Source organism: Nocardia transvalensis NBRC 15921, assembly GCF_000308875.1.
GTDB lineage: Bacteria > Actinomycetota > Actinomycetes > Mycobacteriales > Mycobacteriaceae > Nocardia > Nocardia transvalensis.
In genome coordinates, this window is the sequence record NZ_BAGL01000013.1 from 93,624 (window position 1) to 115,727 (window position 22,104).

18 protein-coding genes and 1 pseudogene are annotated in these 22,104 nt (G+C 67.9%); 11 read left to right on the plus strand and 8 right to left on the minus strand.

Features of this window, described 5'->3' with window-relative positions; genetic code table 11:
- Positions 1-54: 54 nt before the first annotated feature.
- Both ON41_RS05505 and ON41_RS05510 read right to left on the minus strand, forming a co-directional pair.
- Positions 55-945 carry an NAD-dependent epimerase/dehydratase family protein gene (locus tag ON41_RS05505; protein WP_040745671.1) on the minus strand — a complete coding sequence of 297 codons (891 nt, stop codon included), beginning with the start codon at positions 943-945 and terminating at the stop codon, positions 55-57.
- 15 nt (positions 946-960) lie between these two features.
- Positions 961-2,337, minus strand: a complete 1,377-nt coding sequence (locus ON41_RS05510; protein WP_040745673.1) for a helix-turn-helix domain-containing protein — start codon at positions 2,335-2,337, stop codon at positions 961-963.
- An 81-nt stretch (positions 2,338-2,418) separates the two neighbouring features.
- On the opposite strand from ON41_RS05510, the gene ON41_RS05515 reads away from it, so the two are divergent.
- Together ON41_RS05515 and ON41_RS05520 are read left to right on the plus strand one after the other, a co-directional pair.
- Positions 2,419-3,123, plus strand: coding sequence for a YdcF family protein (locus ON41_RS05515; RefSeq protein ID WP_085995618.1), 705 nt, complete (start codon positions 2,419-2,421; stop codon positions 3,121-3,123).
- Positions 3,124-3,173: 50 nt separating this feature from the next.
- Positions 3,174-3,608, plus strand: a complete 435-nt coding sequence (locus tag ON41_RS05520) for a RelB antitoxin-like protein (RefSeq protein ID WP_040745819.1) — start codon at positions 3,174-3,176, stop codon at positions 3,606-3,608.
- Between the two features lie 210 nt (positions 3,609-3,818).
- Here ON41_RS05520 and ON41_RS38805 read toward each other — a convergent pair whose 3' ends face one another.
- Positions 3,819-4,160, minus strand: coding sequence for a TSUP family transporter (locus ON41_RS38805; protein ID WP_051161002.1), 342 nt, complete (start codon positions 4,158-4,160; stop codon positions 3,819-3,821).
- Between the two features lie 316 nt (positions 4,161-4,476).
- On the opposite strand from ON41_RS38805, the gene ON41_RS40020 reads away from it, so the two are divergent.
- Complete coding sequence (locus ON41_RS40020) at positions 4,477-5,016, plus strand: AraC family transcriptional regulator (RefSeq protein WP_246460908.1); 540 nt, start codon at positions 4,477-4,479, stop codon at positions 5,014-5,016.
- Positions 5,017-5,118: 102 nt separating this feature from the next.
- A complete protein-coding gene (locus ON41_RS05535) occupies positions 5,119-6,198 on the plus strand; it encodes a DUF6585 family protein (RefSeq protein ID WP_157185369.1) in 1,080 nt (359 codons plus the stop codon).
- A 41-nt stretch (positions 6,199-6,239) separates the two neighbouring features.
- Here ON41_RS05535 and ON41_RS38810 read toward each other — a convergent pair whose 3' ends face one another.
- Positions 6,240-8,507 carry a hypothetical protein gene (locus tag ON41_RS38810; protein ID WP_051161003.1) on the minus strand — a complete coding sequence of 756 codons (2,268 nt, stop codon included), beginning with the start codon at positions 8,505-8,507 and terminating at the stop codon, positions 6,240-6,242.
- 207 nt (positions 8,508-8,714) lie between these two features.
- Positions 8,715-9,473, minus strand: a complete 759-nt coding sequence (locus tag ON41_RS05545) for a CPBP family intramembrane glutamic endopeptidase (RefSeq protein ID WP_040745677.1) — start codon at positions 9,471-9,473, stop codon at positions 8,715-8,717.
- A gap of 223 nt (positions 9,474-9,696) precedes the next feature.
- On the opposite strand from ON41_RS05545, the gene ON41_RS05550 reads away from it, so the two are divergent.
- Complete coding sequence (locus tag ON41_RS05550; protein ID WP_051161004.1) at positions 9,697-10,143, plus strand: EXLDI protein; 447 nt, start codon at positions 9,697-9,699, stop codon at positions 10,141-10,143.
- Between the two features lie 29 nt (positions 10,144-10,172).
- Entirely contained in the window at positions 10,173-12,335 is a 2,163-nt protein-coding gene (locus tag ON41_RS05555; RefSeq protein ID WP_040745679.1) for an MMPL family transporter, read from the plus strand.
- On the opposite strand, the gene ON41_RS05560 is transcribed toward ON41_RS05555, so the two are convergent.
- The 3 genes from ON41_RS05560 to ON41_RS05570 all read right to left on the minus strand — a co-directional run bounded on the left by ON41_RS05560 (position 12,257) and on the right by ON41_RS05570 (position 14,367).
- Positions 12,257-13,192 carry an RluA family pseudouridine synthase gene (locus ON41_RS05560; protein WP_040745681.1) on the minus strand — a complete coding sequence of 312 codons (936 nt, stop codon included), beginning with the start codon at positions 13,190-13,192 and terminating at the stop codon, positions 12,257-12,259. The two genes, ON41_RS05555 and ON41_RS05560, sit on opposite strands and share 79 nt — an antisense overlap.
- Before the next feature lie 43 nt (positions 13,193-13,235).
- Positions 13,236-13,676, minus strand: coding sequence for a TIGR03667 family PPOX class F420-dependent oxidoreductase (locus ON41_RS05565; RefSeq protein WP_051161005.1), 441 nt, complete (start codon positions 13,674-13,676; stop codon positions 13,236-13,238).
- A 226-nt stretch (positions 13,677-13,902) separates the two neighbouring features.
- A complete protein-coding gene (locus ON41_RS05570; RefSeq protein WP_040745683.1) occupies positions 13,903-14,367 on the minus strand; it encodes an MTB12 C-terminal domain-containing protein in 465 nt (154 codons plus the stop codon).
- A gap of 141 nt (positions 14,368-14,508) precedes the next feature.
- Here ON41_RS05570 and ON41_RS05575 point away from each other — a divergent pair, with 141 nt between their 5' ends.
- The 5 genes and pseudogenes from ON41_RS05575 (at position 14,509) to ON41_RS05595 (ending at position 22,096) form a co-directional block, all read left to right on the plus strand.
- Positions 14,509-15,801: a SidA/IucD/PvdA family monooxygenase gene (locus tag ON41_RS05575; RefSeq protein ID WP_040745685.1), complete on the plus strand. Its 1,293-nt coding sequence runs from the start codon at positions 14,509-14,511 to the stop codon at positions 15,799-15,801.
- Positions 15,802-15,852: 51 nt separating this feature from the next.
- Positions 15,853-16,794: a methionyl-tRNA formyltransferase gene (locus ON41_RS05580; RefSeq protein WP_040745687.1), complete on the plus strand. Its 942-nt coding sequence runs from the start codon at positions 15,853-15,855 to the stop codon at positions 16,792-16,794.
- Positions 16,791-19,892, plus strand: a pseudogene (locus ON41_RS05585) (non-ribosomal peptide synthetase); the annotation flags it as partial. The gene ON41_RS05580 and the pseudogene ON41_RS05585, both read left to right, overlap by 4 nt.
- A gap of 50 nt (positions 19,893-19,942) precedes the next feature.
- The gene (locus ON41_RS05590; RefSeq protein WP_040745689.1) at positions 19,943-21,028 is read left to right on the plus strand and encodes an AMP-binding protein; all 1,086 of its coding nucleotides are present in this window, start codon (positions 19,943-19,945) and stop codon (positions 21,026-21,028) included.
- Positions 21,029-21,088: 60 nt separating this feature from the next.
- Positions 21,089-22,096, plus strand: a complete 1,008-nt coding sequence (locus tag ON41_RS05595; RefSeq protein WP_051161007.1) for an ABC transporter substrate-binding protein — start codon at positions 21,089-21,091, stop codon at positions 22,094-22,096.
- Positions 22,097-22,104 lie beyond the last annotated feature (8 nt).

The following is a 22,104-nucleotide window of genomic DNA, read 5'->3' on the forward strand; positions in this document are numbered from 1 at the left end:
GGGGTCCATGAATCAAGCGTTGCAGCGCGAACGGGGCGTGGCTGTGACAAGTTGTCACACCCGCCATGAGTCCCGGACGATGGTGTCGATATCGGAATACTGTGGCCGCCAAGACAATTCGGTGCGTGCTTTGGTCGAATCCCCGATCAACGCGGCAGGTTCCGATGCCGGTGGACGGTGCACGAGAGGGATGGTGCGACCGGTGACCCGCTCGACGGAGGCAACGACATCGAGGACGCTGGTTCCGTTCCCACTGCCGATGATGTACGAGGAGGTCGAGTTCGCTTCCGGCATCCTCTCGAAAGCCGCGACAAATGCTGCCGCGACGTCGGTGACGTGGACATAGTCCCGCACCGCGCTGCCATCGCCGTTGACTTCCAAGGACGAATTGTCCGCTGCCGCAGCCAGCGTCCGGGGAACGAGCCGCGTCGGGTCCGGATCATCTCCGCCGGCGATATTGAGCAGGCGGAGGATGATCGCGGACATACCAGCGGCGTTGGCCTGTGCCCGGATCGCGTACTCCGCGGCCAGCTTGCTCGCTGCGTACGGATGCGGTGGGGCGTCGAGAGTCAGTTCCGTCATGGGCTGCCGGTCGGGAGTTCCATAGATCGACGCAGTTGAGGCGAAAGCGAGTCGGGGAACGCCGCAAGTTGTCATTGCGCCCAACAGATTGAAGGTGCCTCCGGCATTCACGCGGAAGTATGCGAGGGGATCGGCGAACGACTCCCGTGCATGGGTGAGGCCTGCGAGATGACATACCGCATCCACCCCGGTCAATGCCTGCTGGAGGGCGGGTTCATCGAGCAGATCGGCGACCCGCACGGCAACTCCACGTGTCGGAAACATGGCACGCATCAGCGCGATCGGCTCGTGCCCGGCCGCCACGAGCGCCGCGACGGTCGCCCGGCCGAGATATCCATTTGCCCCCGTAACCAGTACGCGCACGCCGCAATTGTTACATCAGGGCAGCAACGTCTCGCGATACTTCCAGGTCAGTGCTATGCAGGCCGCAGCCGCCGCGGCGATCGGCTCACGATTGAGTACCCGGCGAACGTTCTCTGCGGTCCAGCGGATCCCTACAGCGCCGATGTCGGAGGGGTACACCTCTCCCTCGGAGTTCCGTGTCACCAGTCCTGCGAACAGCCGATCGAATACGTCTGCATCGATGACGACCGTCGTGAGTATTTCACCGGCCGGCGCCAGCGGGTCCAGACCCATCCCGAAGCACCATGCCTGCACCTTGCCGGAACAGCGGGCCTCCGTGAGGGCTCGGTACGGTTCCGCGCTGTAATCGATAGACGTCCCACGGCTTCCGTCGTGCTCCGGTGCATCGAGAAACTCCTCGAAGAACTCGCGAATCATGTTGCGCCACAGACTGAAGTCGGCAGCGACATTCCATGGCCCGATCGCTGCGGGCTGGAATACGCCAGCCGGGATCACATGGGTCAACCCGGCCGCGAGCGTGACCGACTGTGCGCCTCGACGGTGGAGGAAGAATGTGTCGCCGTCCCGAGCGCGACGGATCGTCAACGTGTTGATACTCGGTAGAACTGGCCTACGAGACGTATCGAAAAGGTCGCCGACACGGTTTCTGAACGGAAGCCGACCGAGGTCGAGCCCGACGGCAGGATCACGGGCAAGCCAAGCGGCGGCAGCCTCGTGCGCCAAGACTTCACACACGTCGACCATGTCGAAATACGTTGTTAGCCCGAACTCCATCCGCCCAGCCGACCCCGCGAAGGCTACGTCGAGCAATCTGTAGGACGTTCGGTTCTCGAACAGTGTCGGCCGCGCGATCGACCGCACTGCTTGGCTGTACCTTTCGAATCGCGACCCATCCGATCGTCTGGGCCGCCACGACTCGGATTCGGGCTCGCCACCAGTGAGGTTTGGTTGCTCCGCATCGGGTGTGAATTCGAGCCGAACGGCGTCGAGATCAACCGGCGCCGACGCGAGCCAACCCGGCCGACTGATACAGGATGTCCCCTCGATCCGAATGGGGTCCCAGTACAGACGGGCCGCCGCAGCCGTCAGGGCATGCCGATTCTGATTCAACGCCTGCCGTACCAGCCGCCACTCGGCGAACTCGTCAACCGGATCCAATACGTCTGTCGCGGAGCGCAACCCGAACGATTCCGGCGGCAATCCCATGGCCTCGGCAAAACGGCGCAGCTGCCCGACATCCCGACATGTCCGAGCCCCGCTGAGATACTTCGATACCAGACTGCGTTCAACGCCGAGGACGCGCGCAACCTGTTCGTGAGTGGTGAGGCCACGGGCCTGCATGTATGCCTTGATCACTGGCCCGAGTTGTGGGTCGCGGGCGGCAGTCGCCATGGATATCAGCGTAAGTCCAATGATGCGTGGCAGGGTGGGTTTGCCGGTCGATTACGCATGCAGGTTCGAAAGGAGATTCTGATGCCGCCGACGGCGTTGCCGGATGGGCTTCGTGCTGATGTCGAGGTGCTGTGGGAGTTCAACCAGATGCATCATGCGGTCCGGCGGGTTGATGTGGTGATCGGGTTGGGGAGTCATGACCTCGGCGTGGCGACCTACGCCGCGGAGCTTTATCACCAGGGCATCTCTCCGCTGATCGTGTTCAGCGGGGCCAATGCGCCGACGACTGTGGACCGGTTTCCGAACGGCGAAGCGCAGCACTATCGGGACCATGCGGTTGGGCTGGGGGTTCCGGACAGGGCGATTCTGGTCGAGTCCGAGGCGACCAATACGCGGGAGAACATCGAGTTCAGCCGGGACTTGCTCGACAGGTGTGACCGTCTCGGCTCGATCAAGTCGGTGATGCTGATATCCCGTCCGTACCAACAGCGTCGCAGCTATGCCACCTGCCGGAAGTGGTGGCCCGAGGTCGACCTCGTTTGCGGATCCCTGCCGCTGCCCCTGGACGCCTACCTCGACAGCATCGGAGACGTACGGCGTGTGATCGATATGCTGGTCGGTGACACGCAACGGATTCGGCTATACGGCCACAAGGGATGGGCCATCGTTCAAGACGTGCCCGTTCAGGTCTGGAACGCATGCACAAGACTCGTTGCAGCGGGTTTCACGAGCCGGTTGGTCCCGGGAACGGATATGAGGGACCAATCGAGCATCTCAGGTATGTGAGGTACTTGATGCACTCGCTGGATCGGTGGAGGGCGAACGGAAGGTTGCCGATGTCTGCAGTGCAATACGAGGGTTACGCCGAGGCCCAGTCCCATCTGAAAGATCTCTTGGACGCGGCGACGGACGGCGTGGTTGCGACGGTTCGTCGTGACGGCGAGCGCTTGGCGATTGTGGATGCCGACCGACTGCGCTGTGCGCTGAGCCGGCTGTTCCCGTCGAATGCCGAGGCGGTGAGCGAGAACGGCGGGTGGTCGGTGGCCCTCCCCGGTCTTCCGGCCGGCGCGTCCGGTGCCACTTTCGACGAGGCGGTCGACGAGATGGCCGACGAACTTCGCGAATACGCCGAGGATTGGCAGAGCCGCCTACGCGTTGCGCCCAATCATCGAGAGAACTGGGGAATCGTTCAGCTCATCGGCCTCAGCGATGACGTGCAGCTCCGGGGATGGCTGTTAGGTGACGCTGCCGACAGTCGATTACGTCGTTAGGGCAGTGGTCACCATCGCGACCAGGACGACCGCCAGGAAGCTGAGATATGTGATGGCGTGGGTGGTCGGGGACGTGGACTATCAGGCGTTTGGTCAGGGCGATGGCGGGCACAGAGTAGGGCGGCTGCGGCGGGGAGGTCTACGTAGCCGATGTGGCCGGGGATGGTGGTTGTGGGGCGGCTAGGGCGTAGATCGTTGTTGCCGCAATGGCTATCGGGATGCTGAGGGGGTTTGCCAGGGCGGTGGCGGCGGCCATGGGCGGCCGTGGCGGCGGAGGAGGAGGGGGACCGTTATGACGCTGCTGCCGCCGCCGAGGAAGCTTGCTACAGCGCCGATTCCGAGTCCTCCAACCGTAGAGGTGAAGCGGCCCAGTGGTTTTTCCAGGTCGGCGTCGTGGTCCGGGCCGGTGAAGAATCCGCTGCGCATGGCGGTGTCGGCGATCGTGACCGCTAGGTACACCGCGAACAGTATGTGCAGCACGATATCCGGGACGTCGACTGCCGAGATCGCGCCGGCCACGGCACCGATCGCGATGAAAACAGCGATGAGCACTCGATTCACGGCAGATTTGCCAACCGGTGGCGCACAATCGACGGTGCGCCACAAACTATCGAGTTTGCGACAACGACCGATCGGAGCGAGGCGGTGCGCAACATACCGGTGGACGACATCGACGCGATCGACCGCGAGGTCCTCGCGATCGGTACCGACTATCCGCCCACCATCTCCTGCCCGCGCACCGGCACCGCCGCGCCCAATTCCGCTACGGCGCGACCGGCCTCATGCGCGTCGAGACGGCCGACGGCACCTGGACCGTCCGCACCGCCGCGCCGTCCTGATCCCGCCCGAGACCGACCACGAGGTGCGGATGGACGAGGTCAGTACCCGCAGCCTGTACCTCGAGCCCGCCGCCGTCCCGTGGTTTCCGGAGCGTTGCCGGGTCGTGGACGTCTCGCCGCTCCTGCGTGAACTCCTGCTCGCCGCAGTGGAATTGCCGCCCGAATACGACGGCCACGGCCGCGACGGATGCCTGATCCGGCTCATACTCTTCGAGATTCGCTCGCTGACGCCATTGCCGTTCGACCTCCCGCCGCCCGCGCGGGCCGATCTACGGAGTTTGTGCGAAAGAGTTCCGATCCGCACCGACAATGGGCTCGGCTGCGCGAGAATGGGCCGATGCGGTGTGGGTCGGCGCACGCAGGTTCAACAGGCTTTTCTGGAACAGACGGGCCTCAGTTTCCGGCGGTGGCGACAACGCGCCTGTGTCCTGTTTGCGCTGCGGGAACTTTCGGCCGGGGAATCCGTGACACGAGTCGCCGCGGCGCTGGAGTACGATACTGCTGCCGCTTTCAAGACGATGTTCCGCAAGCAGACCGGCAGGGTGCCAAGTTCATTCCAGCCCCGCTGAACGACATCGCATTGTTTGCTCGACGAACCGCGTGGAGCGGTAGCGGGATGCTGTCGAGTGGAATACGATCCGCGCGGAACAACCCGTCCGATGGAGGAACCAGTGACCACCCCGAGCACGCTGGAGCGCGAGAGCGGGGGAACCGGAGGCCGGCGAACGGTACCCCTGTCACAGCTGATCTATCTGATCGCCGAGCACGACAAGCTGGGCACCCACCGGCAGACATTCCTGCCGGCGCCGCTGAGCGGTGACGCCGTGGTGCGTGGCTGTGTTCTGGTCGCCGGTGGTCTCGTCGCCGTGGGCGGGCTCTGCGCGGCCGTCGGCTCGATGATCGGCTGTGGGGCCCTCGGCGGGCTGGCCTTGGTGCCGGCCGCGGCCGCATTCGTGCGGAGCCGCCGTAACCGTGGCAGCCGCCGGGCCCGCCTCGATCTGTTCGACAACGGTATGACCGTGTACCGCAGCAGCGAGAATGTCGTCGCCTTCCGCTGGGACACCATGGAGGTGCGGCAGGAGGTCATCCCGTTCCACAATGCCGCCGCCGCGTCGACCGACTACTCCTTCACCCTCACCGGTCCTGGCAGCAGCGCCACCTTCGACGAAAAGGTGTTCCAGGGCGCCCGGGAATGGGGGCCCGGCATCCAATCCGCCGTGACGGCAACGCAACTGCCGGGAGTCGTCGCCGCGATCGATACCGAGGAGACGGTGTCGTTCGGTGATATCTCCGTCGACCTGAACCACCTCACCTTTGCCGGAAAGGCATATCCGTGGGAGCGAATTCAACGGATCGAGGCCCAGCACGGCCTGGTGTGCATCAAGGTCGACGGGCAATGGGTTTCCCTCGACACCGTCGAATCCATCCCGAACTTCTACATTTTCAACGAGGTCACCGAACGCCTACGCCTGGCGGCGCTGGAAGAGCTGGCCGCCACGACCGCAGAGGCTGAAACTCCCGCCACGGAAACGGACGCACCCCTCGCCTCCACCGAAGAGACGAATGCCCAAGTGGCGGAGGCGGAGAGCGGCACCGTGGAACCGCCGACGGGCGAGTCGGACAAGCCTGCCGCCACATCCACGACCCCCACAGTCACCCCGGATGACGACGAACCGACCACCGCCTCGCCGCGAAAGATGGAAACGGTCGGCGCCTCAGCGGTTCTGGAACGCGGCCTACGGAAGCTGTAGCCGGGTCGGCATCCTCAGCCTCAACCCGGGCTGCGGCGGTGTTACCCGCTGACTACGTAGGGGCGGCGGATGCGGCGGGCGGCGTCGAGGATGCCGAGGATGCGGGAGCCGGGGAGGCCGATGGTGGCACCGATGGCGGCGGGGGTCCAGGATTCGTCTGCCAGGGTGAGGATTTCGGCGAGCTGCTCGACGGGGAGCTTGGACAGGCGGCGCTCGGAGATCTCGCGGGCCACCGCCCACACGCCGACATTGTCGATCTCGGCGACCAGGTCGGAGTGGGTCGTCTTGGACGGGGACGAATCGGGCTCCTCCACAACGGGTTCCGGGGTGGTTACCGCGTAAGGTCGCCGGTACTTGGAGACGTCGACCGGGGTCGGTTCGTCCAAGGCCAGTTGAGTGCCGCTCTGCTCTTCTTTCCGTGCGCGGGGCTTCGGCTCGGGCTCGGAGACCTCCGGCTCGGCCGGAGGAGAAGCGGGCCGGCGGGTGTACGGGTGCTCGGCCGTCGCCTTCGGCTCAGGTCGAGTCTTGTTGCGCCGCTGAGGCTCCGGGGCGTGATCCTCGGGCCGAAGGGTGGTCTCTTCGTTGTGGGCCAGCTCGGCCGGACTGTCGGGCTCCGTAGCGGGCGGTTCGGCGGGACCTGCCGCGGTGCCGTCGTCGGCGGGCCGCGGCGGCTGTGCGGGAACCTCGGTGCCGGAGGAGGTATGCGCGGAATCAGCACCGTTGTGCGTGGGTCGTGGACCCGCGTGTGGGTGGCTGTGGCCGTTGATCCGGCCGTCCCGGGCACCGTTGTGCTCGCCCGCCGCCGGACGCGTCACGTCGTGACCATTGCGGTGCGCCGGAAAACCGTTGTCGGCCGGGCCGGTTGCGGGCAGCGGGTAGGTCTGGCCCGCAATACTGGACGCGGAGCCAGGCGTATGCGCATGACCATTGCTTTCGGTGGAATCCCTAGCCGTTGAACCGGATTCGCCGCGCACCTCATGGGAGTGCCCGTTCACTGTCGGCTCGGCCGGACCCCCGCCCTCTTGGTGCAGGCGCCCGTTCACCGGGTGCATCGGCGGCTCGGGCTGACGACTCCCGTTCCTGCCGTGTGAGTGCCCGTTCACCACACGCCGGGTTGCCTCGAGGCCGTCCCTGTTCCCTTCGTGGGAATGGCCGTTCACCGTCTGCTGGGTCGGCTCGAGGTGGCTCCCATTCTGTTGGTGGGAGTGGCTGTTCATCGCTTGCTGGGTCGGCTCGAGACGGTTGCCGCCTCCTTCGTGGGAGTGGCCGTTGACCGTCTGCTGGGTGGCCTCGGGACGGCTTCCGTTCCGTTCGTGGGACTGGCCGTTGACAGTTTGCCGAGGCGGCTCTGGCTGGATCTCGTCCTGTGCTTGCTGCGTGGGATAGCCGTTGCTGTAAGCCTCATCCGAGGCGTGGCTGTATTCGTACCTCGCCGACAGCAGGCGCGACGCATCGTCCGCCCGGGGCGTCACCGGCGTCGCGAAGGCGTCGACGATGCGGTGGGAGACGGTGCGGTGCGAACCGGAGGACTGGTCGGGGATGGCATCGATGAGCTGGGCGTAGCGGGCGGAAACCCAGGCGTGCAGCCAGATCACGACGCCGACCATGACCGGCGCCACGGCGGCTTCGGCGGCGCGGGCCGGTGCGCCCGAGGCCAGGTGCGGCCCGGCATTGAGCGCGATGGTGACGCCGAGCAGCGCCGCCTCCAGGAAAACGACCTTGCCGCGGGCGATCTCGCGTCCCCAGCGGGCCGCGGTGGTCGCCACGACCATGATGGTGATGATCGGGATGGAGATCATCGCCTCGAAGCCGTAGCTGAGCCAGTACAGCGGGTCGGACATATCGCCGCTGGGCACCAGGTTGTGCTGGACGTTCACCCCGGCCCACACCATGCCGAGGACGACCACGCCGATGAGCGCCCGCGACGACCACTCGGCGCGGCGGTACAGCTGGGCAAGGCGCGCATCGGGATTCGAGACCCGGCGGCGGGCGGCGAGGGCCTTGCGGTGCCAGCGGGCGTCGGCGTCGTCGGAGCGGCGGAGGGCCAGCGCGACCCGCCGGTCGCGCTTCTCGGCGGCCAGTTCGGCGGCGACCGCCCGGCGGCGCTGGTCGCGACGCTGCGCCCGAATCCATTCCGAGAGATCGCGTTCGGCGGCGATCTCCGATTCGGACAGTTCGTCGAACAGGGCCGGATCCGTCTGGAGCGGGAGCTTGCCGCGCGCCGTCGCCACGCGCTGCGCCAGTGCGGCGATCTCGGGGTTGGTGTCCGCTGAAATCTCTGCATTCCCGGCCGACTGGTCGTCGCGCATCGCGAGCCTTCCATGAAGCAGGTATGGTGCCGAATATCCGCAACAGCCGATTACTCGAACATATGTGTGACCGCAGTGAGAGTAATCCGTGACCTACTCGCGGTCAATGGCAACACCGAACATCTGTTCGTACGAGTTCGCGAATATGCGCGTCTACCCGCACCTTTCGAACGGAATTCGCTCGCGTGTCCGGTCGGCGCGCCGCGCTCAGCGCAGGGCGGTGTGCCAGAGAATGGCGGCGGTCAGTGCGCCGGCCCCGTTCAGCGACCAGTGCAGCGCGATCGGCGCGAGCAGGCTGCCGCTGCGCCGCCGCAGCCAGGTGAAGACCGCGCCCGCGGCGGCCGTGGCCAGTACCGCGAGGGCGATACCGGCGATCTGCCCCGCGGCCCCGCCGCCGAGGATGCCGCTCAAACCCCGGTTGCCACTGGTCAACCCGAGCGACGAGGCGATATGCCACAGCCCGAAAAGCAGTGACCCGGCGGCGAATACGCCGCGGACGCCGTAGGCGCGATCCAACGCCCCGTGCAGGACGCCGCGGAATGCCAGTTCCTCGGGAATGGCGGTCTGCAGCGGGATCACGATCATGGAGGCGATCAGCGCGCCGGAAATGGTGGCGTAGCGGTCGGCGAGAAAGAAGGGCCGCGTCACGGGCAACAGTGCGCCGATGGCGACCGCGCTCAACACGATTCCCACCGCGCCGACCGCGTAGAGCGTGCCCCGCCGCCAGTGCCGCGGCGACAGCCCGAGTTCGGCCCAGCCGAGGCCGCGCCGCCGCATCATGACGACGAGCACCACCGCGGCTATCGGCACGGTGACGATATTGGCCCACGCCGAGGTGAAGTGGGCGACGAGATTGGTGCAGGCGAGCACCACGACAACGACGGCGACGTCCAGATAGGCGTGCAACCGGCGGCCGGAACCGGAGGGCGCGGGCAACACTGCGGCGTCGTTATCGTTTCGAGACATCTCCGCCAGTCTACGTTCATCCGTTCGGACGTGCCTTGTTCCGCCGGACACGTTCCGCACATCGGGTCTTGTGCTGTATGTATACGTCTACGTATAGTCTCACTCGGGGTGACGGAGATTCCCCGGTCGGCAACGCCGGATCGGTGCGCCGAGGGCATGGATCCCGAATGCCTCAAAGATCAACTGATGCGCACATGCGCAGTCACATATGAACGGAGACGTCATGACCACCGACCCGCACAGCGACGAGGACACCCGCGCAGCGGTGGCCGAATACGACGGCCTGGAGGAGATCAGCCTGAAGGACGGCCCCGGTGGCCTGCGCGTGAAGCGCTTCGCCGGCCGCTATCTGGCCGAGGCCCGCGAGGTCGCGAAGACCGGATTCGAGGTGACCAGGGTCTACCGCAGCCGCAAGGGCAAGTTCGTGATCCAGCGTCAGCAGTCGGACTGGTCCGATCTCTCGACCATGGCCACCCTCGCCGCCGACTGGAAGAACGAGTGGAAGAACTGGCGCGGCCTGCTCGGCGGCGCGGGCGACCGGAACTGGGGCGATTTCACCGTGGAGATCGTCGATTCGCTCGACGACCTGCGGCCCGCGGTCGCGCCCAAGCTGTACCGCCGTGTCGTCGCCGCGGTGGAGCAGCCGCGGGCCGAAGACCTCGACATCTGACGGGCCCGTTCCCGGAAAGGACCCCTGACATGTTCGCACGGCTGGGCGCGCTCGTCGTCCATCATCCGTGGAAGACGATCGGCCTCTGGGTGCTGATCGTGATCGCGGTCGTCGCCACCGCGCCGAAACTGGCCTCGACGACCGACCAATCCGACTTCCTGCCTTCGCATTACGAATCCATCCAGGCGATGCAGTTGCAGGAGAAGGCATTTCCCCAAGCCTCCGCGCCCGCCGCGATCCTCGTCTTCGAGCGCTCCGACGGGGCGGCGCTGTCACCGGCGGATTCGGCCGCGGTCGAGAAGATCGCGACGCAGCTGCGCGAGGCGAATATCGAGAACGTCACCGGGATTCAGGCGGCGCCACCGTCGGACAATCGGCTCGTCCAGATCGCCGCGGTGCAGATGACCAAGCCCACCGGCGCGAGCGACACGCGGCAGAACGACGCGGTGAAGGATCTGCGAGAAGCCTTGCGGGCCAAGATCGACGGCACCGACCTGAAGGGCGGCATCACGGGTCAGGCCGCGCAGGCCCTGGACGCGACGGAGTCGTCGACGAAGGGCCTGACCATCATCGGCGTGGCCACCGTCCTGCTGATCCTGCTGTTGCTGCTGCTCATCTTCCGCAGCCCGGTCATCGCGCTGCTGCCGATCGTGGTCATCGGCGCGATCACCGGTGTCGTCACCGGCCTGATCGCCTGGGTGAGCAAGGGTTTCGACCTGAAGGTCGACAGTTCGGTGACGTCGATCCTGGTCGTCGTGCTCTACGGCGTCGGCACCGACTACATCCTGTTCCTGATGTTCCGCTATCGGGAACGCCTGCGCGCGGGTGAGGATCCGAAGACCGCCATGGTCAGCGCGGTCACCCGGGTGGGCGAGGCGATCACCTCGGCCGCCGCCGCGGTGATCATCGCCTTCATGGCGCTCACGCTGTCGACGCTGGGCATGTTCCGGTCGCTCGGACCGGCGCTGGCGATCGCGGTGGGCATGGCGCTGCTGGCCGGGCTGACCCTCGTGCCCGCGATCGTCTCGCTGCTGGGCACCAAGGTGTTCTGGCCGTCGAAGGCGTGGCGGTCCGAGCCGACGGGTGCGCGGTTCGCGGCGGTCGGGCGCGGGCTCGGGCAGCGGCCGGGACTGGTCGCGGTGGCGTCGGGCGGTGCGCTGGTGGTGCTGGGCGTCTTCGCGATCGGATTCCATCCGACCTTCGACCTCACCTCGGGATCGACCTCGAACGCCTCCGAATCCGTCGTCTACAGCAAGGAGTTGCTCAAGGGCATGCCCGCGGGCGTGACTCAGCCCTCGGATGTCCTGCTGCGGTCGCCGGGCGGTCTGAGCGACGAACAGCTGGCGTCGTACCGCACCGCACTGGCGGGCGTGCCGGGCGTCGGTCAGGTGTCGGAACCTGTTGTGTCGCAGGACGGTACAGTGACCGACTTCCGGGTCACGCTCGCCTCCGCGCCCGAATCCGACGCGGCCGCCGATACCGTCGGGGGACCGTTGCGCGACACCGCCCACGCGGCCGCGCCGCCGGGGACGACCGCGGCCGTGGGCGGGATGACCGCGGTGTTCGTCGATTTCAAGGATGCGATGAACCACGACTACACCGTCGTGTTCCCGGTGGCGGCGATCCTGATCATGATCGTGCTGGGGCTGTTGCTGCGGAGCCTGGTCGCGCCGTGGTACCTGATGGCGTCGGTATTCCTGGGATTCGCTGCGACACTGGGCGCTTCGGTGCTCGTGTTCCAGCACATCCAGGGAGAGCCGGGGCTGATATTCACACTGCCGGTGATCATGTATTTGTTCGTGGTCGCCCTCGGCACCGACTACAACATCCTGATGGTGGCCCGGCTCCGCGAGGAGGCCCGGGAGGGCAACGATCCGCGGCAGGCGGCCGCACTGGCGGTGCGGCACACGGGCCCGACGGTCGCCGCCGCCGGAGTGATCCTGGCGGGCACCTTCGCCTCGATGATGTTGGCGGGCAACACCGTTCTGTCGGAGATGGGCTTCGCGATCTCGGTCGGCATCGCGATCGCGGCATTCGTGATGGCGATGTTCTTCACCCCGGCGCTCACCGCGCTGATCGGTCATCGAGCATGGTGGCCCGGACACGGCGCCGACTACGCGCGGCCCGACCAGCCCTCCAGATCGGACCACGCCAGCAGCGACCGCGTGGTGTCGAACCGGCGCGGCTCGTGAGTGAGGGGATCGGTGAATTCCAGTGTGGTGGCGAGTAATTGGAGCGGCCGTGTGAAATCGTCGATGGGGCGATCGGTGAGGTCGGGATAGAAGTCGTCACCGAGGATCGGGACGCCGAGCCCGTTCATGTGCAGGCGCAGCTGATGGGTGCGGCCGGTGTGCGGGCTCAGGCGGTAGCGGCCCAGGCCGTCGCGGTGCTCCAGCAGTTCCACGAAGGTCTCCGCATTGGGCTCGCCCTCCATCTCGAAAGCACGAAGTATGGTGCGCTCCTTGATGATCCGGCTGCGCACGGTGCGGGGCAGGGTCAGCTCCGGGCGGTACGGGGCGATCGCCTCGTACCGCTTGCGCACCTGCCGCTTGTGGAAGAGGGTCTGGTAGGCGCCGCGGCGGGCGGGGTCGACCACGAACAGCACCAGGCCCGCGGTCGCCCGGTCCAGGCGGTGCGCGGGGATCAGATCCGGTAGGTCCAGTTCGCGCCGTAGCCGTACCAGCGCGGTCTGCAGGATGTGCTGCCCGCGCGGGATCGTGGACAGGAAGTGCGGTTTGTCGACCACCAGCAGGGTGTCGTCGCGGTGCACGATCGTGATCTCGAAGGGCACCTCGGTCTCCTGTGGGAGATCCCGGTGGAACCAGACCGCGCCGCCCGGCACGTACGGCGCGTCGGGTGCGATCGGTCCGTCGAGGTCGACGATGCCGCCCTCGGCCAGCAGTTCGTCGATCCGCGTGGCCGGCACCCGCGGCAGCCGCTCCACGAGATGGTCGCGGATGGTCGCCCAGGAGCCCTCCTCCGGCAGCCGAAGCCGCGCCGGATCCAGTCCGTGCCGCTTCGGTAGGGGAGGCTTCTGCCTGCGTCTCACGTATCGACCCTAGCGACCGCGCCGGGACGCGCCGCGGGGCCGCTCAGAAACCGCGCAGGCGGTCCGGGGTGATCCGGATCAGCGTCGAATACGTGGCGTAGAACTTCTCCGGCGCCATGCCGATGCTCACGAAGCCCTGGGCATACTTCTCGGAGTAGTCGGCGATCTCCTCCGGGGTGGGGCCGCCGTCGTCGATGCGGGCCGTGCCGGTCAGCACGGCCACCTCGCCACCCTGCTCGGAGCTGTTGAGGTGCAGCGCGATTCGCGGATTGCGCGCGATATTGCGCAGCTTGGCCTGATTCGCCTGGCTGAAGACGAGGAACTCCCCGCCGCGCCAGAGGAACCACACCGGGTTGGGCTGCGGCGTGCCGCTCGGGCCGACCGTCGTCAGCCAGCCGATCGTCTCGCCGCGCAGGCGCTCGGCGACATGAGCGCCGAATTCGGTGCCGGGGTCTACCACCGGCCGGTTGTTCGTGGAGGTCATCGCACATCTCCTCGGGGGATTGTCGCGGAAGTCACCCACGTCAACGCCGTCGGTAGGTGCTTGATTCCGGCCAAAAGCGTGCCGGAAAAGAGCATCGGGGGGTGCCGGAGAAAGCTTCGAAGGTGCCGGAGAAAGCTTCGGGGGTGCCGGAGAAGGCTTCGGGGGTGCCGGAAAGGCCCCGGTTACCCGCAATCTTCGCAGGTAACCAGGGCCTTGTCGGGAGAAATCAGACCGTGCAGGGCTGGTTGGCGTAGTACGCGATGGTGCACTCGGACTCGCGGGTCAGCTTCCAGTTGCCGTCGATGTCCTTCCACGACAGCTCGATGAACATCGCGTCGAAGCCGGGGACGTTGATCTGCAGGTTGTGGGTCAGCTGGTCGCCGTTGACGTTGACCGGTCCCACGGCCTGCCACTGGAAGCCGGGCACGGAGGCCATCACGCCACCGACATTGTCCACCAGCGGCAGCCCGGCCTCGCCGGCCTCCAGCTCGTTGGCCCGCGCCGACCGCGAGGCGCCCGGATCGAGCACCAGCTGCAGCTTGCTCTGCAGCTCACCGACGCCGGGGGCGGCGGCGTGCACCGGCGCGACGACCGGGGTGGCCAGCGCCGGGGTGGCGGTCGCGACACCGCCGACGAAGACCGCGGCGGCCAGGGAGAACGCCGCTAAGCCACGGGACTTGATGTTGATCATGGGGCATATCCAATCGTTCACGTGATGTCCGTGCCGTCCGTCGCAGTCGTGTGGGAAGGACTGGCACCACAGTGCAATATAAGGTAAGCCTATGCAAACGTTGTAACCCCGCGTGGCTGTCATCACAGAACGGAGAACCAGGTGGATACGCTTCTGGTGGTCGGAGCCGGGCCGAAGGCGATGGCCGTCGCGGCCAAGGCGCGGGTGCTGCGGGACCTGGGCCTGCCGGCTCCGCGCGTCGTGGTGGTGGAATCGCATACGGTCGGCGGCAATTGGCTGCCCAGCGGCGGCTGGACCGACGGTCAGCACCGGCTGGGCACCGGCCCGGAGAAGGATGTCGGGTTCCCGTACCACTCGACCTGGGCGCGCGGGCACAACCGCGCGATCGATCAGGCGATGGTCGGCTTCAGCTGGACCTCGTTCCTGGTCGAGAACGGCACCTACGCGGAATGGGTCGACCGCGGCCGGCCCAGCCCGCAGCATCACGTCTGGGCGAAATACCTGCAGTGGGTCGCGGCCAAGGCCGAGGTCGAGCTGGTCTCCGGGACCGTGCGGCAGATCCGCGCCGCGGCCGACGGCTGGCTGGTCTCGGTGGCCGACGCCGACGGCGCGATCACCGAGATCGATACCGACCGGCTGATGATCACCGGCCCGGGTAAGAGCGGCCGGGCGTTGGCCGAGCACCCGAAAGTCCTGAGTATCGCGGACTTCTGGGATCTCGCCGGTAAGCGCCGGCTGCCCGCCTCCTCGCGGGCGGCGGTCATCGGCGGCGGCGAGACGGCCGGATCGGCGGTGGACGAACTGGTGCACCACGACGTGCTGACCGTCTCGGTGATCTCGCCCGCGGCCACCCTTTACACCCGCGGCGAAAGCTATTTCGAGAACGCGCTGTTCAGCGATCCGGCCAAGTGGCGGGCGCTGAGCCTGCAGGAGCGCCGCGACGTCATCCGGCGCACCGATCGCGGCGTGTTCTCCGTCCGGGTGCAGGAGAACGTACTGGGCGACAACAGGGTTCATCACCTGCAAGGCCGCGTGGTGCGGGTCGCCGAGCAGGGCGAGGGCGTGGCGCTGACGCTGCGCAACGAGTTACGCCCGGATCAGGTGCACGGATTCGATCTGGTGGTCGACGCGACCGGCGGGCAGCCGCTGTGGTTCCTGGATCTGTTCGACGCCGACGCCGCCGATCTGGTCGAGCTGGCGGTCGGCGGTCCCGTGACGCAGGCGCGGCTGGAGGCGTCCATCGGCCACGATCTGGCGGTCGACGGGCTCGACGCGAAGCTGTATCTGCCCAACCTCGCGGGCCTGGCCCAGGGGCCGGGTTTCCCGAATCTCAGCTGCCTGGGCGAACTTTCGGATCGGGTGCTCGGCGGTGCGCCGGGGCGGGCCCTGGCGACCGCCGGACGGGTCTCGGGGGCGCACGATCGGACCCACTGAGGGTGTGAGTAGGCTAGGCTACCCTTAGTGGTAGAGAATGAGGTTCGGTTCATGCGTATCGTGTCGTTCGGCTTTCAGACCTGGGGCCGGAAAACGCTGCAGGCTCTGATCGAGTCGGAGCACGAGGTCGTGCTCGCGGTCACCCACCCCGCGAGCGAGCATGCCTACAAGGGCATCTGGTCCGATTCGGTCGAGGAGCTGGCTCGCGAGCACGGCATCCCGGTCCATCTGACCGAGCGGGCCGATGCCGAGACCATCGACCTGGTGAAGCGGGCCGAGCCCGACGTCATCGTGGTGAACAGCTGGTACACCTGGATGCCGCGGGAGCTGTACGCCATGCCCCCGCACGGCACGCTGAACCTGCACGATTCGCTGCTGCCGAAGTTCACCGGTTTCTCCCCGGTGCTATGGGCCCTGATCAGCGGCGAGTCCGAGTTCGGGCTCACCGTGCACCGCATGGACGAGCGGCTGGACGCCGGCGACATCCTGGTGCAGCACTCGCTGCCGATCGGCCCGGACGCGACCGGCACCGAACTGGTCCTGGCCGGGCTGGAGCTGATTCCGGGCGTGCTCGAGGAGGCGCTGGGCGCGATCGAATCCGGCACCGCCGAGTGGCGCCCGCAGAGCAACTCCGAGCGCACCTACTTCCACAAGCGTTCCGAGCGCGACAGCCGGATCGATTGGCACTGGGACGCAGTCGATCTCGAGCGTTTCGTGCGGGCGCTGTCGGAGCCGTATCCGCGGGCGTTCTCCTACTATCGCGGCGAGAAGGTCGAAATCCTCGCGTCGGCACTGTCGGAGGCCCGGTACGGCGGGACCCCGGGCCGCGTGGTCGTCGTCGAGGGCGGCGGCGTGGTGGTCTGCGGCCCCGACGCCCATCGCGGGCGCAACCGCGGCCTGCTGATCACCCGGGTGCGTACCAGCGACGGCGTCGAGTACGACGGGGCCCAATTCTTCGCCCGCGGCGGGTATCTGACCGATTCACCCGCATGACTTCCTTATCGGCGGGGCAGCGCCGCATCTGGTTCCTGCAGACCCGCGATCCCGAGGACACCACGCTCAACAGTTGCGCGGTGTACCGGCTGCGCGGTCCGGTGGATGCCGGGCGGTTGCGCGCGGCCGTCGACGGGGTGGCGGAACGGCACGAAATCCTCCGCAGTACATACGATTCCGATGACGAAGGCGAACCTTTTCGGGTCGTGCGCGAGGGTATCGGTCCGTCGTGGCAGGAACTGGACGTCTCCGAACTGACCGGGTCGAGCCGGGCGCGGCGGCTGGAGGTGCTGGTGCGCCGGGCCGCCGGGCGGCCGTTCGATCCGACGGCGGAAGCGCCCCTGCGCTGCCTGCTGATCCGTACGGACGTCGAGGAATACATCTTCGCGCTGGTTATACACGCCATCGGCTGGGACGAGGGTTCTTGGACGGTGTTCTGTGACGAGGTGAGCCACCGATACAACGGCACGGACCTTCCCACGGCCGCCGCGGCGCAAAACGCGAGCGGGGCAACCGAATCCGGGATCGAGTACTGGCGTCGTACGCTGCGCCCGCTGCCGCAGCCACTCGAGCTGCCGGGACGCGTCGCCGTACCCGCCGGGTCGGCATCGCAGGCCGCGCGCCGTGTCCGCGAGCTTCCCGGTGATCTGATGGCTCGCGTCGAGGAGTTCGCCCGCGACCGGGGCACGACACCGTTCACCGTGCTGCTCGCCGCCTACGACGTGTTGCTCCATCGCTACACCGCGGCTACGGATTTCCTTGTCTCCGTACCCGTCTCGGTGCGCGAAACGGATTCCGAGGGCATCGGATACTTCGGCAACTCGGTGCTGCTGCGGGCAGCCGTACGTCCCGGCGACACCTTCGCCGGATTCACCGACACCGTCCGCGACGCCGTCACCGGCGCGTTCGCGCATCGGGACATCGGCATCGATCGCGTCGTGCGCGAGGTCAACCCGGAACGGGACGGCGGCCGGGACGGGCTGGAACAACTGGTGCGCACCGAATTCGGAATACGTTCCGGTGCGGCCCGATTCGCGCTCGACGGCATCGAGTCCACCCTGCTCGAATTCGGCAGCCCTAGTACTCGAATCCCGCTGTCACTCACGGTCGTCATGGATGCCTCCGCCGAATCCGCCTCGGCGAGTGCGGGAATGCCGCCTTCTCCCGTCGCCCGCCTGGAGGCCGAGTACCAGGTCGACCGGGTCGAGTGCGAGATCGTCGAGCAGGTGCTGTCGAACTACGTCCGGCTGCTGGACAGCGCGCTGGCCGAGCCGGGCCGCCTGATCGGCGACCTGGACATGTTCGGCGGCCAGGACCGCGCCGGAATCCTGGAGCAATCGCACGGGGAACTGGTCGCCACCGAACCCACCACGCTGGTGGCGTTGGTCGAGCGCCGGGTCGCGGCCACGCCCACCGCCACGGCGCTCGTCGCCGCGGCCGAGGGCGACCGCGAATACGACTACGACCACCTCGATCGGCGCGCGAACCGCTTGGCGCACTGGCTCATCCGGCGGGGCATCGGCACGGAGGATGTCGTCGGGCTGCGGCTGGAGACATCCGTCGAGTTCGTGGTGGCGGTCCTGGCGGTGCTGAAAGCCGGCGCCGCGTACCTGCCGATCGATCCGGCCTACCCCGGCGAACGCATCGACCTGCTCGCCGCCGACGCGCGGCCGGTACTGATGCTGCGCCGCTCGGGCACCGGCGGTGCGGGCGACGGGGAGGCCGACTTCGACGCCGCGGAACGGGAGGCGGGTGCGCTCGCCGACCACGCACCCACCGACGCCGACCGGGTCCGCCCGCTGCGGCCCGGCAATCTCGCCTACGTCATCTACACCTCGGGATCGACGGGGACCCCCAAGGGCGTGCCGGTCACGCACGCGGCCATCGCCGAACACGTGGAGGGCTTCCGCGCGCAGTGGGGGATGACCGCCCGCGACCGGCTCCTGCAATCGTCCTCGATCAGCTTCGACGCCTCCCTGCTCGACCTGTTCGTCACGCTGACTCTCGGTGCGTGCCTGGTGATTCCGAAGCCGGACGCCTTCCGCGACATCCCGTACGTCGCCGATCTGATCTCCCGCTGCGGAGTCACCGTGCTGCACATGGTGCCGTCGCTGCTGCGCACGTTCCTGATGCTGCCGGAGGTGAAGCAGTGGCGGGCGCTGCGCCACGTCCCGGTCGGCGGCGAGGCCCTGCACGGCGAGGTGGCGGACCGATTCGCGGGTGTCTTCGACGCCGAGCTGCGCAACCACTACGGGCCCACCGAGGCGGTGGTGTCCGCCACCCACCTGACCGTGGAGGGGCCGCAGGGGACCCGGATCGTGCCGATCGGCCACCCCAATCGCAACGTGTACGTCTACCTCCTCGACGAGCGGCTGCACCTCGTCCCGGCCGGGGTGGTCGGCGAGATCTATCTGGGCGGTGAGCAATTGGCGCGCGGCTACCTCCGGCGGCCGGGCGCCACCGCGAAGCGTTTCGTGGCCGACCCGTTCCGCCCGGAACGGCGGCTGTATCGCACCGGCGACCTGGCGCGGCGCAATATCCGCGGCGAACTCGAATTCCTCGGCCGCGCGGACGAACAGGTGAAGGTGCGCGGCTACCGGATCGAACTCGGCGAGGTGGAGGCGGCCGTCGCGAGCCATCCCGCCGTCGCGCAGTGCGTGGCTACTGCGGTGCCGGACAAGGCGATCGGCACGGTGCTGGCGGCCTACGTCGTGCCCGCGGGCGACGCCGTCGACATCGACGCGGTCAGGGCCCACGCGGCCATGACCCTGCCGGAATATATGGTGCCCGCGGCCTTCACGGTGATCGACGAGATCCCGCTCACCGAGCACGGCAAACTCGCCCGCCGCGCACTGCCGCCGCCCGCACCCGTGAGCGTCGAACTGTATCGGGAACCGGTGACCGCCACCGAGATCCGGCTCGCCGAGGTGTTCGGGGAGCTGTTCGGCCGGGACCGGGTCGGGGCCGGCGATTCGTTCTTCGACCTCGGTGGGCACTCGCTGCTGGCGGCCCGGCTGCTGGCGCGCGTCCGCGCCGAATTCGGCGTCGAGATCGGGGTCCGGGTGCTGTTCGAGACCCCGACGGTGACCGGCCTGGCCGCGCTCGTGGAGGCGGCCGCGGCACGCAACACACCCCTGGAGGTCGGCTGATGACGAGCCTGATGCCCGAGATCGACAGTGTGCGAGCGGAATTCGCGCCAACGATATCGCCGCGGCACCGCGTGGTCGGCGAATGGGCCACCGGCGTCGAACTGTCGGATGTGATCGGAATCGCCGGGCTGGCCCGGCGCGGCCGCGGGATCCCGATCGTCCGGACGGCCGTCCGTTGCGGGACGGACAGCATCGACTACGGCGAAGTGTTCACCAAGGTGGACACGCCTGGCGCCGCGGCCGGCCCGGGAATCATCGGCTCCTGCGTGCGACTGCTGGCCGCCCTCGTCGCCTGTGACGGCGGCCCGGTCCGGCTGGGCGCGGGGCGGCGGATGAGCGCTGCCGCGGTGGCCGCGGCGGTGGCCGACCGGCGCGCGGTCGCGGCCGAACGTCGCTGCGGCCCGGTCGATCCCGCACTCGGCTCGGCCGACGTCCGGCTCGTCGTCGCTCCCTGGGGCAGCCCGTACCTGCTGGTCGAACTGCTCGCCGCGCTCGCGGACGGCGCGGCCCTGATCGTCCCCACACCCGCCGAGCGCGGCGATCCGAACGCGCTGGCGGAGTTGATCGCCACGCGATCGGTCACTCATGTCGTCGCGCCGCCCGGCGCGCTGGCGGGTCTCCCCGAGACGGGACTGCCGACGGTGCATCGCTGGGACGTCATCGGCACCACCTGCCCGCCCGGCCTCGCCGAGCGGCTGCGTGCCGTATCACCGGGCGCTGTCGCGAGTTTCGGATACGGGTTGGCGGACTACGCCGGCGCCGTCGCCCGCGGACCGCTGGACGGCACGGGACGGGTCCGCCCGATTCCCGGCGCCCGCGTCCTGGTGCTCGACGAATACGGGCGGGCCGTGCCGCCCGGCACGATCGGCGCCGTCTACGCCGGTGGCGCCGCGCTGATCGAACCCGATGGGGCACAGGCCGATTGGAGCCGATTCATCCCGGACCCCTTCCCGCTGGAAGGTATCGGGAGCGCGCTGTGCCGGACCGGCGAGCGGGCCCGATGGACGCCGGAGGGCTGGCTCGTCTTCGGCGATTCCGAACCGCACCGGGTGGGCCGACCAACCTCCGACGAAATATTAGCTTAGCCTAAGCTACGATTCCGAGGATCCGTGCAGTCGGCGGATCGTGGAGAAGGAGCTGACGGAATGAACCCTGGTCGAACACTCGCGGGACGGATCTTCGGTACCCGCGCGCGGGCCACGACGCGTCGGATGGGTCTGGCCGCACTGGCCCTGGGGCTCGTGCTGAGCGCGGCCGCCTGCGGATCCGGTGACGGCGACTCCGCGTCGTCCGGCGCGGTGACCATCAAACACACCATGGGCGAGGCCACCATCGAGGGCACGCCGCAACGAGTGGTCGCGATCGGCCCGCAGTGGCTGGATGCCGCTGTGGCGCTGGGGGTCACGCCGGTCGGCTACCTGGTCCCGGGCGCGGCTCCCGGTCAGACCGTGCCGTGGCTGCCGCAGTCGCTGGCGCAGCAGTCGAAAGCGCTGACGGCGGGCGGCGACCTCGCCGAGCAGATCGCGGCGCTGAATCCGGATCTCATCGTGGCCCCCGGCTACATGATGGACAAGGCGATGTACGACAAGCTGTCCAAGCTCGCGCCCACGATCGGGCCGCTGACCAGCGCGCAGATCGATCCCTGGGAGGACCAGACCACCGCGCTCGGCAAGGCCCTGCACAAGGAGCCCGAGGCCGAGAAGGTCGTCGCCGACGTGCACGGCAAGATCGACGCCGTCGCCGCGAAGCATCCGGGCCTGACAGGTAAGACCTTCCTGACCTGCATGCTGACCACCCCGACCCAGCTGATGGTGCTCGCCGATCCCAAGGACGGTTCGGCCCAGCTGTTCACCCGGCTCGGGATGACCATGCCGGAGAAGCTGGTCGCCGAGGCGCCGACCGGCGGCCGGCTGTCCCTGTCGCCGGAACGGCTCGGCGATCTGACCGCCGACATGCTCGTGTGCGGCGCGGCGCCCGGCCTGGAGGCGAAGTTCAAGCAGCTGCCCGGTTACTCCGACCTGCCGTCGGTGCGTCAGGGCGGGATCGCCTTCGTCGACATGATCGGCATCAACGCCATCAACGTGCCGACCGCGCTGTCGCTGCCGTACGTGCTCGACAAGCTGGAACCGACGTTCGCGAACGTCGGGAAGTGAGAGGGACC